General features: G+C 65.9%; 15 protein-coding genes. 8 read left to right on the forward strand and 7 right to left on the reverse strand.

Annotation, left to right across the window (positions count from 1 at the left end; all coding sequences use genetic code 11):
* The first annotated feature begins 5 nt into the window (after positions 1-5).
* Entirely contained in the window at positions 6-530 is a 525-nt protein-coding gene (gene gloA / locus C0541_RS17735) for a lactoylglutathione lyase (RefSeq protein ID WP_104583264.1), read from the forward strand.
* On the opposite strand, the gene C0541_RS20800 is transcribed toward gloA, so the two are convergent.
* The 3 genes from C0541_RS20800 to glmS form a co-directional block, all read right to left on the reverse strand.
* Positions 505-774 (reverse strand): hypothetical protein, encoded by a 270-nt coding sequence (locus C0541_RS20800; RefSeq protein ID WP_153065000.1) that lies wholly within the window; start codon positions 772-774, stop codon positions 505-507. The genes gloA and C0541_RS20800 overlap by 26 nt on opposite strands.
* 229 nt (positions 775-1,003) lie before the next feature.
* The gene (locus C0541_RS17740; RefSeq protein WP_115050597.1) at positions 1,004-1,477 is read right to left on the reverse strand and encodes a hypothetical protein; all 474 of its coding nucleotides are present in this window, start codon (positions 1,475-1,477) and stop codon (positions 1,004-1,006) included.
* 342 nt (positions 1,478-1,819) lie between these two features.
* Positions 1,820-3,649: a glutamine--fructose-6-phosphate transaminase (isomerizing) gene (gene glmS / locus C0541_RS17745; protein WP_115050599.1), complete on the reverse strand. Its 1,830-nt coding sequence runs from the start codon at positions 3,647-3,649 to the stop codon at positions 1,820-1,822.
* 204 nt (positions 3,650-3,853) lie between these two features.
* Here glmS and C0541_RS17750 point away from each other — a divergent pair, with 204 nt between their 5' ends.
* From C0541_RS17750 to C0541_RS17775, 6 genes are all read left to right on the forward strand, one after another.
* A complete protein-coding gene (locus C0541_RS17750; RefSeq protein WP_115050601.1) occupies positions 3,854-5,125 on the forward strand; it encodes an efflux RND transporter periplasmic adaptor subunit in 1,272 nt (423 codons plus the stop codon).
* A gap of 109 nt (positions 5,126-5,234) precedes the next feature.
* A complete protein-coding gene (locus C0541_RS17755; RefSeq protein ID WP_115050603.1) occupies positions 5,235-5,954 on the forward strand; it encodes an ABC transporter ATP-binding protein in 720 nt (239 codons plus the stop codon).
* Positions 5,955-5,966: 12 nt separating this feature from the next.
* A complete protein-coding gene (locus C0541_RS17760) occupies positions 5,967-7,259 on the forward strand; it encodes an ABC transporter permease (protein WP_115050605.1) in 1,293 nt (430 codons plus the stop codon).
* A gap of 59 nt (positions 7,260-7,318) precedes the next feature.
* Positions 7,319-8,527 carry an ABC transporter permease gene (locus tag C0541_RS17765; protein WP_115050607.1) on the forward strand — a complete coding sequence of 403 codons (1,209 nt, stop codon included), beginning with the start codon at positions 7,319-7,321 and terminating at the stop codon, positions 8,525-8,527.
* A 452-nt stretch (positions 8,528-8,979) separates the two neighbouring features.
* Positions 8,980-10,323 carry a sigma-54-dependent transcriptional regulator gene (locus C0541_RS17770; protein ID WP_115050609.1) on the forward strand — a complete coding sequence of 448 codons (1,344 nt, stop codon included), beginning with the start codon at positions 8,980-8,982 and terminating at the stop codon, positions 10,321-10,323.
* An 8-nt stretch (positions 10,324-10,331) separates the two neighbouring features.
* On the forward strand, positions 10,332-11,684 hold the full coding sequence (locus C0541_RS17775; RefSeq protein WP_115050611.1) for a sensor histidine kinase: 1,353 nt from the start codon (positions 10,332-10,334) through the stop codon (positions 11,682-11,684).
* A 219-nt stretch (positions 11,685-11,903) separates the two neighbouring features.
* On the opposite strand, the gene C0541_RS17780 is transcribed toward C0541_RS17775, so the two are convergent.
* Together C0541_RS17780 and glmU are read right to left on the reverse strand one after the other, a co-directional pair.
* Complete coding sequence (locus tag C0541_RS17780) at positions 11,904-12,875, reverse strand: NosD domain-containing protein (RefSeq protein ID WP_115050613.1); 972 nt, start codon at positions 12,873-12,875, stop codon at positions 11,904-11,906.
* 111 nt (positions 12,876-12,986) lie between these two features.
* On the reverse strand, positions 12,987-14,351 hold the full coding sequence (glmU, locus tag C0541_RS17785) for a bifunctional UDP-N-acetylglucosamine diphosphorylase/glucosamine-1-phosphate N-acetyltransferase GlmU (protein ID WP_115050615.1): 1,365 nt from the start codon (positions 14,349-14,351) through the stop codon (positions 12,987-12,989).
* A gap of 145 nt (positions 14,352-14,496) precedes the next feature.
* On the opposite strand from glmU, the gene C0541_RS17790 reads away from it, so the two are divergent.
* Positions 14,497-14,880, forward strand: coding sequence for a GtrA family protein (locus C0541_RS17790; RefSeq protein ID WP_115050617.1), 384 nt, complete (start codon positions 14,497-14,499; stop codon positions 14,878-14,880).
* A gap of 173 nt (positions 14,881-15,053) precedes the next feature.
* On the opposite strand, the gene C0541_RS17795 is transcribed toward C0541_RS17790, so the two are convergent.
* Positions 15,054-15,623 (reverse strand): chorismate mutase, encoded by a 570-nt coding sequence (locus C0541_RS17795; protein WP_115050619.1) that lies wholly within the window; start codon positions 15,621-15,623, stop codon positions 15,054-15,056.
* Positions 15,624-15,849: 226 nt separating this feature from the next.
* The gene (locus tag C0541_RS17800) at positions 15,850-16,272 is read right to left on the reverse strand and encodes a F0F1 ATP synthase subunit epsilon (protein ID WP_102596686.1); all 423 of its coding nucleotides are present in this window, start codon (positions 16,270-16,272) and stop codon (positions 15,850-15,852) included.
* Between the last annotated feature and the right edge of the window lie 12 nt (positions 16,273-16,284).

The raw sequence follows: 16,284 nt of genomic DNA on the forward strand, positions 1-16,284 counted from the left end.
CCGCAATGCCCTTGACCGACCTGCAACACGTTCCCGGCGCCAGCGCCGCGCCTGCCGACACCGCCGGCTTCGTGTTCAACCACACCATGCTGCGCATCAAGGATGCGCAGCGTTCGCTGGATTTCTACACGCGCGTGCTGGGCTTCCGCCTGCTGGATGCGCGCCATTTTGCCGATGCGCAGTTCAGCCTGTACTTCCTGGCCCTGCTGCCCGACGGCACCGCGATCCCCGACGACGATGCCGCGCGGCGGCTGTGGATGGCCGGCATCCCCGGCGTGCTCGAACTCACCCACAACCACGGCACCGAAACCCAGGACGGCCCGGTCTACCACGACGGCAACAGCGACCCACGCGGCTTCGGCCACATCTGCATCTCGGTACCGGACATCCACGCCGCCTGCGCGCGTTTCGACAGCCTCAACGTGCCGTACCAGAAACGCCTGGAAGACGGCCGCATGAAGCACCTGGCCTTCATCAAGGACCCGGACGGCTACTGGGTGGAGATCATCTCCAATACGCCGCTGGCGTAACGCAGAACACCGCATGACAAAGTGCCCGGAGTTCCCGGGCACTGACTATTTCAAGCATTGCGCTACCGGCACTTGCCACCAAACGCCGCGCGCGAACAGGCTGCGCCAGCGCAAACACCGCCCACGCATGTGTCCCCGTGCAGTGCACCCGGATGCCATCGTGCACCACGACGCCGGGCGGGACATCGCTGGCCATTGCGGCGCCGCTCAGCGCCGAGGTCGCCACCGCAATAAACGCTTTCATGGATTCCTTCCCTGGAAACAGCGTCGCATTGCGTGTCCCCCACGCAATGCGACATGGCACCGTCAGATCGCGCGGACAGCGATCAACCGCACAGTGCTTTGGTCCATCAGACAACGGTCCGCAGTCGGCTAGAACGCTCAGTTGCGGACTGAGTGTGAGCGCATCGTGCGCACTTGGCAGTCGGGGCGGTCCCCACAACTGTAGGGACCGCCCCGGAAGTGGCGCTTAGCTACGCGTGCAGCAGTCCGCCATGACTGCGCTGCCACTGGCGCGGCGGGCGCAGTGCGGCAAGCGTGTGGACCAGCTCGCGATAGGTCCCGGCCAGCTGTGCAAACAGGCCTGCATCGCTGTAGCGCGTATCGGCCACTTCGAAATACGCGCCGCGGCCCAGCTCGATGAAGTAGTCGATGCTGAGCCGGCGGCGCTGCGCGATCCCGGGAAACAGACCTGCAATCAGCAGGCATTGATCTCCAATGTCGCGCAATGCATCCGCCCGCAGGCTGCCGATCTGGTCGTGCGCGTGCAACCAGGCCAGTGCCTGGGTGCGCGAGACCAGCTGCGCATCGCGCTGCAGGCGCAGCAACACGAACACCAGGTAGTGCTCGCGCGATTCGTCCAGCGGATGCGCGATCCGCTGCCCCGCCTCACGTACCAACGCCTGCCACAACTCGGCCGGCGCGCCCTGTTTGAAAGACTCGTGCATACGTCCTCCTGCGTGATGGGACCCTCGCAGCAAGCGTATGCATAACCTGGGCCATCGCGTTGGCAGCCGGAGCCGTCGTCTGCCAATCTTTCATCACTGCCGCATCGATGGCGCCCTGAACCCGGTGGCACGACCCGGTGCCCCCTCCACCTGTGGGTCATGGCGACGCAAGCCGCCGCACCCGTCACCCGATGCCAGGGCGCAACCCAGGGGAGGCTGGCCAGACGTGGCGGGCAGCCATTGGCAGGTGCGGTGGAGAACCGCCATGCACCTGAGTGGATGCCGTAGCTGGCAGCAACTGCGCTCGCGTTGCACCGAGCGCAGCCCTTCGATCAGCTGCGCCTACTCCACCGTCACCGACTTGGCCAGGTTACGCGGCTTGTCCACATCGGTGCCGCGCGCCAGTGCGGTGTGATACGCCAGCAGCTGCACCGGAATGGTGTGGATCACCGGCGACAGCACGCCGGCATGGCGCGGGGTGCGGATCACGTGCACGCCTTCGGACTCGCTGAAGTGGCTGTCCTGGTCGGCAAACACGAACAGCTCGCCGCCGCGTGCACGCACCTCCTGCATGTTGGACTTGACCTTCTCCAGCAGCCGGTCGTTGGGTGCGATCACCACTACCGGCATCGCCGCGTCCACCAGCGCCAGCGGGCCGTGTTTCAACTCGCCGGCCGGGTACGCTTCGGCATGGATATAGGAGATTTCCTTGAGCTTGAGCGCGCCTTCCAGCGCGATCGGGTAATGCAGGCCGCGGCCGAGAAACAGTGCGTTTTCCTTGACCGAGAAACGCTCGGCCCAGGCCATGATCTGCGGCTCCAGATTCAACGCGTGCTGCACGCTGCCGGGCAAGAAACGCAGCTGCTCCAGATACTCCGCTTCTTCGGCCTCGCTGATGCGCCCCTGCAATTTTCCCAGCACCATGGTCAGCTGGAACAACACCGCCAGCTGGGTGGTGAACGCCTTGGTCGAGGCCACGCCGATCTCGGCACCGGCACGCGTGTAACAGACCAGTTCGCTGGCGCGCGGGATCGCGCTTTCGGGCACGTTGCAGATCGACAAGGTGTGCAGATGCCCCAGCGATCTGGCGTATTTCAGCGCCTCCATCGTGTCCAGCGTTTCACCGGACTGGGAGATGGTGACGATCAGATGCTTCGGGTTGGCGTAGGCGGCGCGATAGCGATATTCGCTGGCGATCTCCACGCTGCACGGCAGCCCGGCAATGGCTTCGATCCAGTAGCGCGCAGTCATGCCGGCGTAGTAGCTGGTGCCGCAGGCCAGGATCTGCACGCCGTCGATGTCGCGCAACACCGCTTCGGCATTGGCGCCGAACAATGACGCGGGGAAGCCCTTGGCATCGATCGCCGCCTCGATGGTGTCGGCCAGCGCACGCGGCTGCTCGTGGATTTCCTTCTGCATGAAATGGCGGAACGGGCCCAGTTCCAGCGATGCCAGCGACACATCCGACAGGTGCAGCGGGCGCTCGACCGGCGCGTCGTTGCCATCGAAGATGCGCACGCCATCGCGGCGCAACTCGGCGGTGTCGCCCTCTTCCAGGAAGATCACCTGGCGGGTGGCCTGCACGATGGCCGAGACATCGGAGGCGACGAAGTTCTCGCCCTCGCCCACGCCGACCAGTAACGGGCAGCCCATGCGCGCGCAGACGAAGCGCTCCGGCTCGGCCTGGCTCATCACCGCCAGCGCATAGGCCCCGGTGAGTTCCTTGACGGTGCGCTGCAGCGCCGTCAGCAGGTCGCCTGCACTGCCCAGATGGTGATGGATCAGATGCGCGATGACTTCGGTATCGGTCTGCGACTCGAAGGTGTAGCCGAGCGCGCGTAGTTTCTCGCGCTGCTGCTCGTGATTTTCGATGATGCCGTTATGCACCAGCGCCACGCCCGCACTGATATGCGGGTGCGCATTGGCCTCGGTGACGCCGCCATGGGTGGCCCAGCGGGTGTGCCCGATGCCCAGCGTCGCGCCGAACTGCTCGGCCTGCGCCGCCTGCGCCATCTCCGCCACGCGCCCGGTGCGGCGTACGCGACGCACCTGGTCGCCATCGAGCACGGCGATGCCGGAGGAATCGTAGCCGCGGTATTCCAGACGCTTGAGTCCCTCGATCAGGACCGGGACCACGTCGCGCCCGGCGATCGCTCCGACAATGCCGCACATAGGACAACCCTTGAGGACGAAGCTGCGCATTTTAGCGTGTCCGCTCTTGTCCGCTGCACGACCGTGCCCGGACAAACTGTCCGCAGCGGTGTCCGCGGACACTGCGGACACTGTTCGCCAGCCCATAAACATCATGCTTTTCAATTACTTGATGATTGGCACACGGCCTGCTTTAGCGCAGTGACGCCACCGAGCCCGCCGACCATGATTCGCGATACCTCCGCCCAGGACCAGGTTCTCCGTCGCCCCGCCCAGGGCGCGCCATGGCGCCGTTGGCTGTGGCCCGGCGTCGCGACGGTCGCCGTGTTGGCCGGTATTGCCTGGGCGGTCACTGCCTGGAGCGCCGGCAGCCGTTCGTTCGATGCCAGCCGGGTGCGGATTGCCACCGTCAGCCAGGGCGACCTGGTGCGCGACATCGCCGCCGATGGCCGCGTCATCGCCGCCAACAGCCCGGTGCTGTACGCCATCTCGGCCGGCACGGTGACGCTGAGCGTGGTGGCCGGCGACGTGGTCAAGCAGGGCCAGGAGCTGGCGCGTATCGACAGCCCGGAGCTGCGCAGCAAGCTGGCGCAGGAGCAGGCCACGCTGGCCGGCCTGGAAGCCGAATCCAGCCGCGCCGCCCTGGACGCGACCCTGGCGCGCGCCACGGCCAGCAAGCTCACCGACCAGGCCAAGATCGACAAGCAGGCCGCCGCACGCGACCTGGAGCGCTACCAGCGCGGCTACGATGGCGGCGCGGTGCCGCAGGTGGAACTGGCCAAGGCGCAGGACACCCTGAAGAAGACCGACATCGATCTGCAGCATGCCGAGCGCGACGCATCGTTGAAGAGCCAGGGGGCGGACCTGGATTCGCGCAACAAGCGCCTGCTGGCCGACCGTCAGCGCGCGGTGGTGGCCGAGGTGCAGCGCCAGGTCGATGCGCTCACGCTGCTGTCGCCGTTCGACGGCCAGGTCGGCCAGGTGCAGGCGGTGCAGCACACACAGGTCGCGGCGAACGCGCCGATCCTGGGCGTGGTGGACCTGTCCAAGTTCGAAGTGGAGATCAAGGTGCCGGAAAGCTTCGCGCGCGATCTGGCAATCGGCATGCCGGCGCAGCTCACCAGCGGCAGCGGCGAGCCATTCCCCGGCGCGATCTCGGCCGTGTCACCGGAAGTGGTCAATGGCGAAGTCACCGCACGCATCCGCTTTGCCGACAGGCAGCCGCCGGGCCTGCGCCAGAGCCAGCGCATGAGCGCACGCGTGGTGATGGACACGCGCCGCAACGTGCTCAAGGTCGAGCGCGGCCCGTTCGTCGAACAATCCGGCGGCAGCTACGCCTATGTGATGGATGGCAATACTGCGGTGCGCCGGCCGGTGCGCATGGGGGTCAGCAGCCTGGGCGAGGTGCAGGTGCTGTCCGGACTGCAGGTGGGCGACCGCGTCGTGGTTTCCGGTGCAGACAACTTTGGCGATGCGCCGCGCGTCACTGTTCACTGAAAGCGGCCACTACGTAGCCTTGTACACCCAGGCCTGACGACTGCGCGACACGTTGCGGTCGCCGCCCTGAATCTCTTTCGCACATACCTCTCTCGCAAAGGACTCGGCAATGCTCAAGATGCAATCGGTCTCCAAGGTCTTCCGTACCGAACAGGTGGAAACGCACGCGCTGCGCTCGCTGGACCTGCATGTGCGTGAAGGCGAGTTCGTCGCGGTCACCGGCCCCTCCGGCTCGGGCAAGACCACCTTCCTCAACCTGGCCGGGCTGCTGGAAACCTTCACCAGTGGGCAGTATCTGCTCGACGGCGAAGACGTCAGCCATCTGTCCGACGATGCGCGTTCGCGCCTGCGCAACCGCAAGATCGGCTTCATCTTCCAGGGCTTCAACCTGATTCCCGACCTCAACCTGTTCGACAACGTCGATGTGCCGCTGCGCTATCGCGGCATGGCGGCGGCCGAGCGCAAGCAGCGTATCGAAGAAGCCTTGACCAAGGTCGGCCTGGGCTCGCGCCTGAAGCATTACCCCACCGAACTGTCCGGCGGCCAGCAGCAGCGCGCCGCCATCGCCCGCGCACTGGCCGGCAGCCCGCGCCTGCTGCTGGCCGACGAACCCACCGGCAACCTCGACTCGCAGATGGCGCGTGGCGTGATGGAACTGCTGGAAGAGATCAACAGCCAGGGCACCACCATCGTGATGGTCACCCATGACCCGGAACTGGCCGCACGCGCGCAGCGCAACGTGCATATCGTCGATGGCCAGGCCACCGACCTGGAACGCGATCCTGCCCTGATGCGCGCGCGCGACAGCGCCCCGACCCTGGCCGAGTAAGAGGCACACCCCATGTTCGGCTACTACTTCAATCTGGCGTTACGCAGCTTCCGCCGCAACAAGGTGCTCACCGCACTGATGGTGCTGGCGATCGCGCTCGGCATCGGTGCCAGCATGACCACCTTGACGGTGTTCTATGTGCTTTCCGGCGATCCGATTCCCGAAAAAAGCGGTGTACTGTTTCATCCACAGCTCGACGCGCGTTCGTTGGGCTATCGGGACGACGATGCACTGGATCAATTGACCCGGTTCGATGCCGAGGCGCTGCTACGGGAGAAGCGTGGGGATCGTCAGGTCATGATGACCGCGGGTACCGTCCCACTGGAGCCGGACAACACCTCATTGCGACCGATGATGCTGGACGCGCGTTACACGTCTGTCGATTTTTTCCCCATGTTCGATGTGCCGTTCCTCTATGGCGGCCCATGGACTGCCAATGACGATGAAAGCCGCGCACGGGTGGTCGTGATCTCCGAAGCACTCAACAAGAAGCTCTTCAATGGTGAAGACAGCGTCGGCCGCACGCTGAACGTCAATCGAAACATCATGCGGGTCGTTGGCGTGGTTCGCCAATGGCGTCTGACACCAACCTTCTACAATTTGGGTGGCGGGGCCTACGACAAGTCCGAGCAGGCCTTCCTGCCATTCAGCACTGCAATGGAATTGAAACTCTCAAGCAGTGGACAACGTTCGTGCTGGGGCGAAAGCAATCCGCCGGAAGATCTCAATGCAGCCTGCTCCTGGGTCCAATACTGGGTGCAATTGGACACTCCGCAGAAGGTCAGCGCGTACCGCCAGTATCTGGAGAACTATTCGGATCAGCAGCGGCGCGCCGGACGCTTCGAGCAACCGGCAAATGTCCAGCTGCGTAGCATCATGGAATGGCTGGACTTCAAGAAGGTCGTTCCCAGCGATGTGCGCCTGCAGACCTGGCTGGCGTTCGGTTTCCTGCTGGTTTGTCTGGTCAACACCATCGGTCTGTTGTTGGCCAAGTTCATGCGCCGCAGTGGGGAAATCGGCGTGCGGCGAGCATTGGGGGCAACCAAGCGCAGCATCTTCGCGCAGTCCCTGGTTGAAGCAGGAACCATCGGCCTGGCCGGCGGCATCCTGGGACTGGCTCTTGCCACGCTGGGCCTGTGGGGAGTGCGTCAACAACCCGCTCAATATGCCGATCTGGCAAGACTTGATCCAGCAATGTTGCTGGCCACGTTTGCTCTTGCACTGGTGGCCAGCATCATGGCCGGGCTGCTCCCCGCATGGCGCGCGTGCACTGTGCCTCCGGCCATTCAACTCAAGGCGCAGTGAGCTGACCTCCGAACCGCGCGTGCTCTTGCACCGTTCGCCAGCCCCTCAAGGAATTGTCCATGGAAATCCGCCCCATTCTGTCCACGCTGCGGCGCCACAAGACGGCTGCTGCCCTGATCGTGCTCGAGGTGGCACTCAGTTGCGCCATCATCTCCAACGCCTTGTTCCTGATCGGCGATCGCCTGGAACGCACACAACGCCCCAGCGGTCTGGCAGAAACTGAACTGGTGACGCTCACCATCAGCGGTATCGGCCGCGACGAAAACGCACGTGCACTCACCGATACGGACCTGGCTGCGCTACGTCGTATTCCCGGCGTCAAATATGCCTCCAGCGTCAGCCAGATTCCTTATGGTGACAGCATGTGGGTCAGCGGCCTCAAACTGACGCCTGACCAGAAAAACTCCACGATCGACGTCAACGACTACACCGGCGACAGTCAGACCCTGGACACGATGGGCCTGACATTGATACAGGGACGCCGTTTCACGGAAGGCGAATTCACCTGGTCGGATGACAAGACGGCCGTCATCCCAAGCGCCATCCTGACCAAAAGCGCGGCCGACAAGCTGTTCCCGGGCCAATCCGCATTGGGGAAATCGATCTACCGCGACGCCACGCCCATCAAGATCGTCGGCATCGTGGAGCATCTGGCGCGTGTCAACAACTATGGTGGCGCAGCCGTTTACGACGATTCGATGCTGACCCCGGTCAAGACGACCTACAAGGACGGCGGCCGCTACCTGCTACGCACCGATCCGGCGCGCCGTGACGAGGTCCTGCGTCAGGCAGTGGCAGCACTGGAGAAGAACAGTGCAAGTCGCATCATCGAGCGACCAAGAGTCTTCGAGCAGATGCGTCGAAATTTCTATCGGCAGGATCGCTCGATGGCCTGGCTACTGGTCACCATGAGCATCGCACTGCTGATCGTCACCGCGCTCGGGATCGTCGGCCTGGCCAGCTTCTGGGTGCAGCAGCGTACCAAGCAGATCGGCATTCGCCGCGCACTGGGCGCCACGCGCGGCCAGATCCTGCGCTACTTCCAGATCGAGAACTTCCTGCTGGCCTCGATCGGCATCGTGCTCGGCATGCTGCTGGCTTACTCGATCAATATCTGGCTGATGGCCCGCTACGAATTGCCACGCCTTCCATTGGTCTATCTGCCGATCGGCGCGCTGTTGTTATGGGCACTCGGCCAGATCGCCGTGTTCTGGCCCGCCCGGCGCGCCGCGCTGGTGCCGCCGGCAGTGGCCACGCGCAGCGCGTGAGGTGGGCGGCACAGCGCCGGGCAATGCAGCCGACGCTGTGCCGGATCTGCCGCTGGCGTTGGGCCAGATTGCGTGATGGGTCAATGCGATATGCGCGGCTGCGGGCTGCCCCGGCAGCACATATCAAGGTTGGTCCTTGACCTGAGTCAGTGACGCGTATGCCTCGTTGACTCCACCGCCGAGGCATGCAGCACCGCCGTTTTCCCACCGGCAGGCAGCAGCACGGCACGCGCCGCCAATACCTGAGTCCGGCAGCGCGGATGCCGTCACACAGCCTGTCCGGGGTACCGGTGCCATTGCCGCATTCGCAGCATCGCCCGAAGACACCGCTAGCAGCCAGGTCGGCCATGCGCGTGCACCAGGCATTCATGCGCGACGCGCAGCGCAGTTCCGCCGCGCACCGAATCCTGTTCTGATAGCCACTCTCGCCCGCGCCATCATCGAGTATCGCGATGCCACAGATTTTGATCATCGACGACAACACCGCCGTGGCCACTGCGCTGGAGGTGCTGTTTTCCTTGCACGACATCGACGCGCGGCACGCACAGTCGCCGCAGGCCGGGTTGGCGCTGCTGGACGAGCAGGTGTTCGACCTGGTGATCCAGGACATGAACTTCACCGCCGACACCACCTCCGGCGAGGAAGGCGACGCGTTGTTCACCCAGATCCGTCAGCGCCACCCGGATCTGCCGGTGATCCTGCTCACCGCCTGGACCCACCTGGGCAGTGCGGTGGGCCTGGTCAAGGCCGGTGCAGCCGACTACATCGCCAAACCCTGGGACGACACCAAGCTGCTGACCACGGTCAACAACCTGCTGGAGCTGTCCGAAGCGCGCCGCGAGCTGGAACGTCGGCGCGCGCGCGAGCGGCGCGGCCGTGAGCAACTGACCCAGCGTTACGATCTGCGCGGGGCGGTGTTCGCCGACCCGGCCAGCGAACGCGCGATCGCGCTCGCCTGCCAGGTCGCACGTTCGGACCTGCCGGTGCTGATCACCGGCCCCAACGGCAGCGGAAAGGAGAAGATCGCCGAGATCATCCAGGCCAACTCGCCTGCCAGGCACGGCCCCTTCATTGCGCTCAATTGCGGCGCATTGCCGGGCGAGCTGATCGAAGCCGAGCTGTTCGGCGCCGAAGCCGGCGCCTATACCGGCGCCAACAAGGCGCGCGAAGGCAAGTTCGAAGCCGCCGATGGCGGCACGCTGTTTCTGGACGAGATCGGCAACCTGCCGCTGGCCGGGCAGATGAAACTGCTGCGCGTACTGGAAACCGGCCGCTATGAACGCCTGGGTTCCAACCGCGAACGCCACGCCAAGGTGCGCGTGATCAGCGCCACCAATGCCGATCTGCCGGCGATGATCCGCGATGGCAGCTTCCGCGAAGATCTGTACTACCGCCTCAACACCGTGGAAATCGCCTTGCCGGCCCTGGCCGAACGCCCCGGCGATATCGGCCCGTTGGCCGAGCACTTCCTGGCCGGCGAAAAACCCTTGTCCACGCAGGCGCGCGATGCCTTGCAGCGGCATGCCTGGCCCGGCAACGTGCGCGAGCTGCGCAACGTGCTGCAACGTGCGTCCCTGCTCGCGCAAGGTGCGCGCATCGAAGCCGGCGATCTGAACCTGCCGCGCGCGGCCGCAGCGCGCCCGGCCGCGCCGACCGCCGGCGAACCGGATCGCGCCCGGATCGAGCAGGCACTGGCGCGCGCGCAGGGCGTCATCGCCCAGGCCGCTGCCGAGCTGGGGCTGAGCCGGCAGGCGCTGTACCGGCGCATGGACCGCTACGGCATCAGCCAGGAGTAAGCCTGAGCATGTGGCAGCCACGCTCCTTCACCTTGTCGCTGTTCCTGCGCCTGCTGCCGGTGCTGGTGCTGGCCGCCGCGCTGCCCTGGTTCACCGCGTACTGGCTGGATCGCGGCTGGGAAGTGGCAGTGATCTCGGCCATCGTGCTGCTGGCGACGATGTGGTGGAGCCTGCAACGCGCCACTGCACCGATGCGCTCGCTGTTCCGCGCCCTGGCCGGCACCACCAGCAGCTACCGCGATGGCGAATACAACTTCGGCGTGTACTGGCGCGGCAGCGACGAACTGGCGCAACTGGTGCAGGCGCATGCGGAACTGGGCGAGGTGCTGCGCGCGCAACGGCGCAATCTGGTGCAGCGCGAACTGATGCTCGACACCATGTTGCAGAACACCCCGGTGGCGATGCTGCTGGTGGTGGCCGGCGGCGATGGGGTGCGCCGCATCGGCTTCTCCAACAACGCCGCACGCAAGCTGTTGCATGAAGGCCGCAAGCTCGAAGGCCAGCACCTGGACGACGTGCTCGCGCGCATGCCCGGCGAACTGCGCGATGCGCTGGCACGCGGCGGCGATTGCCTGTTTGCGGTGCGCGAGGACGGCGATGACGAAGACGACGAGCAGATCTATCACCTGTCACGCCGCAGTTTCCATCTCAATGGACGCGGCCACGAGCTGTTGCTGATCCGCACCTTGACCACCGAATTGCGGCGCCAGGAAGTGCAGACCTGGAAGAAGGTCATCCGCGTGATCAGCCACGAGTTGAACAACTCGCTGGCGCCGATCGCCTCGCTGGCACATTCCGGCGCCGAGTTGCTGCGCCGCCAACGCACCGACCGGCTGGGCACGGTGTTCGAAACCATCGAGGAACGCGCCCGTCATCTGGAAGGCTTCATCCGCGGCTACGCGCGGTTTGCCAAGCTGCCGCAGCCGCAGTTGCAGACCATCGACTGGGCGCCGTTCCTGGAGCGTTTGCGGCAGCAGATTCCGTTCCAGCTGCAAGGCGCCCTGAGCGATGTCTCCAGCCGCATCGATGCCGCGCAGATCGAGCAGGCCTTGCTCAACCTGCTCAAGAACGCGCACGAAGCCTGCAGCGAGGCGCAGCCGCCCAACAGCGATGTCGCCGTGCGCGTCACGCGCGTGCCGCAATGGCTGCGGATCGAAGTGCTGGACCGCGGCAACGGCATGAACGAGGCCGTGCTGCATAACGCACTGATGCCGTTCTACTCGACCAAGCGCAATGGCACCGGGCTCGGGCTTGCGCTCACCCGCGAGATCGCCGAAGCGCACGGCGGGCGCATCTCGCTGCATAACCGCGAACACGGCGGCTTGTGCGTCACCTTGCTGCTGCCCGCGGCGGCTGGCTAGTTCGCAGCAGGTTTTCAGCACGCCGGTCCCGGGAACGTCTGCGCGCAATCACTGACAGGCGATCGCTCGGCAGGCCGGCAGACAGGCAGACAGGCAGGCAGGCACGATTGCCAGCGCACACGCCGATAAAGCGCAGCGACAGGCTTCCACCTCATTGCTTCGGCAAGCGTGCCGGCATCGCCCACCTTGCGTGCCGGGCAGTCGCCCTGATCACCGCGTTCAGCCGCCGCGCAAGGTCCCGCGCTCTTCGATTCGTGGTTTTTTCAATGCACCGCAGGTATCGTCCGCACCCGTGGTGCCGGTAGCGGCAATCGTGCCGTAGTAGCCAACCCCCACGGTATTGTCGAGGAACTGCCCGCCTTGCGAAGGACATTCGCCCTTGGGCTTGATCCAGTCCGAAAACGCCGCGGACTTGCCGGCCCGGACAAAACGGTTGGACGCCACGTAGGTGTTGTCGGAGGCATCGCGGGTACGCACCGCATCGCCGTTGACGTCGGTGAAGGTATTGCCTTCGATGCGGTTGCCGGAGGAGTGGCGCGCCAGGTAGATCGCGTGCACGAATCCCGAGGTCGGGGTGTCGTTTTCGATCGACACGAAGCGATTGCGTTCGATGCGGTTGTCGCGCGAGTTCTGCAGGCGGATTGCCGCGAACGAATAGGCGGCCTCGCTGCTGCTGCCATGGATGCCACCGATCCGCTCGAAGGTCATGTTGCGGATGACGTTGCCGCTGTTGCCGTCCGCGCTGCGCTTGCTGCTGCCCAGGTCCATCGCCATCCAGTAATCGCTGACCTTCAAGCCGGCGAAGCTCAGCCGGGTGGCGGCATCGCCGCCGCCCTTCAGGGTGAACCAGGTCGCACCGCCGCGTCCGTCGAACCACGGTGGCGCGGCTGCATCGGGCGCTGCGATGAAGCGGATGGGTGCCCCGTTGGTGAAGGTCCAGTGCACCGACTGCTGCAGATACGTGCCAGCGGCAATCACCACGTCCACCGCGCCACCGGGCCGCTGCTCCAGCAACCGTTGCTGGGCGGCCGCCAGTGTCCGCAACGCAGTCGCTGCACTGGTGCCCGCCGCCGCATCGTTGCCGTCCGGCGCCAGGTACAGCCGGTAGGTCTGCGCATGGGCCGACATGGGTAGCAGGGCCGCCCATGTCAGCAGTAATGTCACCCGCAGCGCGCACCGTGGCGTTTGCATCGTGCACCTCGTGATCGGTCGTGGCGGGCGGGGCCTGTGCACGGCACCGCTGCACAGCGGCGGCCCGCCCCTTGCAGCGACGTGCAGCCAGGCCGCACGCCTGCAGGCAAGCTACTTCTTGCTCGGGCGTTCCCAGCCTTCGACCACGGTCTGGCGCGCACGCGTGACGCTGAGCTGGCCGGCCGGCGCATCGCGGGTGATCACCGAGCCGGCGCCAATCGTGGCCATGGCGCCGATCTCGATCGGTGCCACCAGTGCGCTGTTGGAGCCGACGAAGGCGCCGTCGCCGATGCTGGTCTGCGACTTGTTCACTCCATCGTAGTTGCAGGTGATGGTGCCGGCGCCGATGTTGACCTTGCTGCCGATCACCGCATCGCCCAGGTAGGTCAGGTGGTTGGCCTTGCTGCCCACGCCCATCGTGACCTTCTTGGTCTCGACGAAGTTGCCGATATGCACGCCATCGGCCAGCACGGTGCCAGGACGCAGCCGCGCGAACGGGCCGATCTGCACCGCGCCTTCGGTCACCACGCCTTCCAGGTCGCAATGCGCGCGGACCTGCGTGCCGGCGCCCAGCCTCACATCGCGCAAGCGCACGAAAGGACCGATCACCACGCCATCGCCCAGTATCACATTGCCCTCCAGGACCACATCGATGTCCAGCTGCACGTCGCTGCCTACCGTCACCGAGCCGCGCTGCTCCACGCGCGCCGGGTCGGCCATGCGCACGCCCTGCAGGCAGAGCGCACGCGCCGCACGCAGCTGCCAGGCGCGCTCCAGCTGCGCCAGCTGCCAGGGGTCGTTGGCGCCTTCCACGTCCTGCGCATCGGCCACATGCACCATGTCGGCCGGAGTGAAATCGGCAGCGGCGCTGGCGAACACGTCGGTGAGATAGAACTCGCCCTGTGCATTCTCGTTGGACAGACCGGCGAGCCAACGGCGCAGCGCCGTGGACTCGGCCGTGAGGATGCCGGTGTTGATGGTGCGGATGCGGCGCTGCTCGTCGTTGGCGTCCTTCTGCTCGACGATCGCGGCGACCTTGCCTTCGGCATCGCGCAGGATGCGGCCGTAGCCGGTGGGATTGGGCACATCGGCCACCAGCACCGCCATGCGCCCGGGTGCGTGCAGCAGCTGCAGCAGGTCCTGGCACTGGATCAGCGGCACATCGCCGTACAGCACCAGCACCGTGGCCGCATCCGGAATCGCATCCATCGCCTGTTGCACCGCATGCCCGGTGCCCAGTTGCTGGCGTTGCTCGGCCCAGAGCAGGTCGCCCTGCGCGGCGAACGCCGCCTGCACCTGCTCGCCGCCATGCCCGTGCACCACATGGATCGCTGCCGGCTGCAGCTGCCGCGCGGTGGCGATCACATGTGCCAGCATCGGCTGGCCCGCCAGTGGCTGCAGCACCTTGGGCAGGGACGAGCGCATGCGCTTGCCCTCGCCCGCGGCCAGGATCACGACGTGCAAGGGCAGGGTCATCGAAGGGTTCCGGAACGTGGGAGAACCAAATTCTAGTCGCTGTCCCGGCGCTGCGTCGTGACCTGCCTGCAGCACACGCGCGGATTACACTTTTCGAGCGCCGCTGCCGTTAGCATGGGCGCCCTTCCACGATGGCCCGGCCTGCATGAGTCTGTTCCGCCAAGGCAGCCAATTCATGCTCATTGGCGCGCTGCAGCTGGCGGTGGATTGCGGCATCTTCATCGCCGCCACCGCGGCCGGCATGCCGGCGATACCTGCCAACCTGCTGGGACGGATCAGTGGCGCCGTGCTGGGCTTCTGGCTCAACGGCCGCTACACCTTCGCCCAGGAAGGCGATGCACGCCTGGGCTGGTCGCGCTTCCGCCGCTTTGCGCTGATGTGGCTGGCACTGACCCTCATCAGCACCTGGCTGTTGTCGGCAACGGTGGACCTGGTCGGCCTGCGTCAGGCCTGGCTGGCCAAACCGCTGGTGGAAGGCGGCCTGGCGATCGTGTCGTTTTTCCTGGGCCGGCACGTCGTGTATCGCTAGCGAGCACAGTGACGCCGGCGCAATGATCGAAGGCGCTGCTGCTGTCGGCTGAAGAAAACGCGATCTATGCCGCCACCATGTGCAGATCAGCCAATGCATCGCTGATCGCTTGCTCGGTAAGGCCTCCCCTTCCTGGAGCGACAGTCGGTGCTGAAGTGCGGGTGGTGCGGGGCTCAGCGGCAGAAATCGCCCAGGCTGCGCACCAGTGCGGCGCGATGCAGCGCATCCAGCTGCCACTGCGCCGCGTAGCGGGCGGCGGCACGCGCGGTAGTGGCCGGGCATTGCGACGCTGCACGTGCCGGCGCGACATCGGCCAGCGCGTCCAGCAATTCGCCCTGCAGCTGATCCAGACGCGTGCGCAGGCTCGCCAGATCCGGACGCGCCGTGTCCGGCGCGCGCCCACGTTCGTGCCAGTGGTTCAGCAGTGCGTACTGCACGGCCTTGTTGGCCTCGATCTGCGCAGCGAAGAAGCGCGCCGCATCGTCGGCATCCAGCCCGTGCGCAGGCGCCTGCTCACGCACGCGCTGCAGCACCGCCGCCTCGCGGGTCTGGTCCAGCACCGGCTTGCCGCTGTCCCACTTGCTCAGCGCCACCGCATCGCCAATGGCGTTGCGCTGCACGATGCGATCCAGCAGCGGATCCAGCGGCGGCTGGCTGCGTGCCGGCAGCGCACATCCCAGCAGCGCCACGGCCAGCAGGCCGCTGAGCGCATAACCACGCAAACCATCGATCGTGCGGGTCATCGGTGTTCCTCGACGTACGGAAGTGAGATGCGACGCCACCGGCTGCCAGCGGCATGGCGCAAGCCATGCAGTGTGCCTGCCGGTCGCGAGCCTGCAAGCCGCCCCACGCATGCGCAGCGCCAGAAACGAAAACGCCGACACGAGGGTCGGCGTTTTCATTCCACTGCCGGGTGCGGCGCTGCAGCGGGTATCGCGTTTGCGAGCAGACGGGTGCAAGCCCGCCTGCTTAGTGCTTGAGGGTGCGACGCAGGCGTTCCAGTGCCTGCAGCTGCACGGTGGCCTCGGCCAGCCGACGCTGCGCGTCGGCCACGTCCACGGTGTCGCCACGGTTGGCCAGCAGACGCTCGGCCTCTTCCTTGACCTTGCGCACGGCAGCTTCGTCGATGTCCTGCGCGCGCACCGCGGTGTCGACCAGCACGGTCACCACCTGCGGCTGCACTTCCAGGATGCCGCCGGAAATGGCGAAGTCCAGCTGTTCGCCGCTGGCGGTGGTGACCACCACCTTGCCCGGCTTCAGGCGCGTGATCAGCGGTGCGTGCTTGGGCGCGATGCCCAGCTCACCCAGCTCGCCGGTGGCCACGACCAGCGTCGCCTCGCCGTGGAAGATTTCCTTCTCGGCGCTGACGATGTCGCAACGGATAGTGCTCATGGTGCCTCACGT

Origin of the sequence: Xanthomonas arboricola, assembly GCF_003353015.1 — a bacterium.
Taxonomy (GTDB): Bacteria; Pseudomonadota; Gammaproteobacteria; order Xanthomonadales; family Xanthomonadaceae; genus Xanthomonas; species Xanthomonas arboricola_E.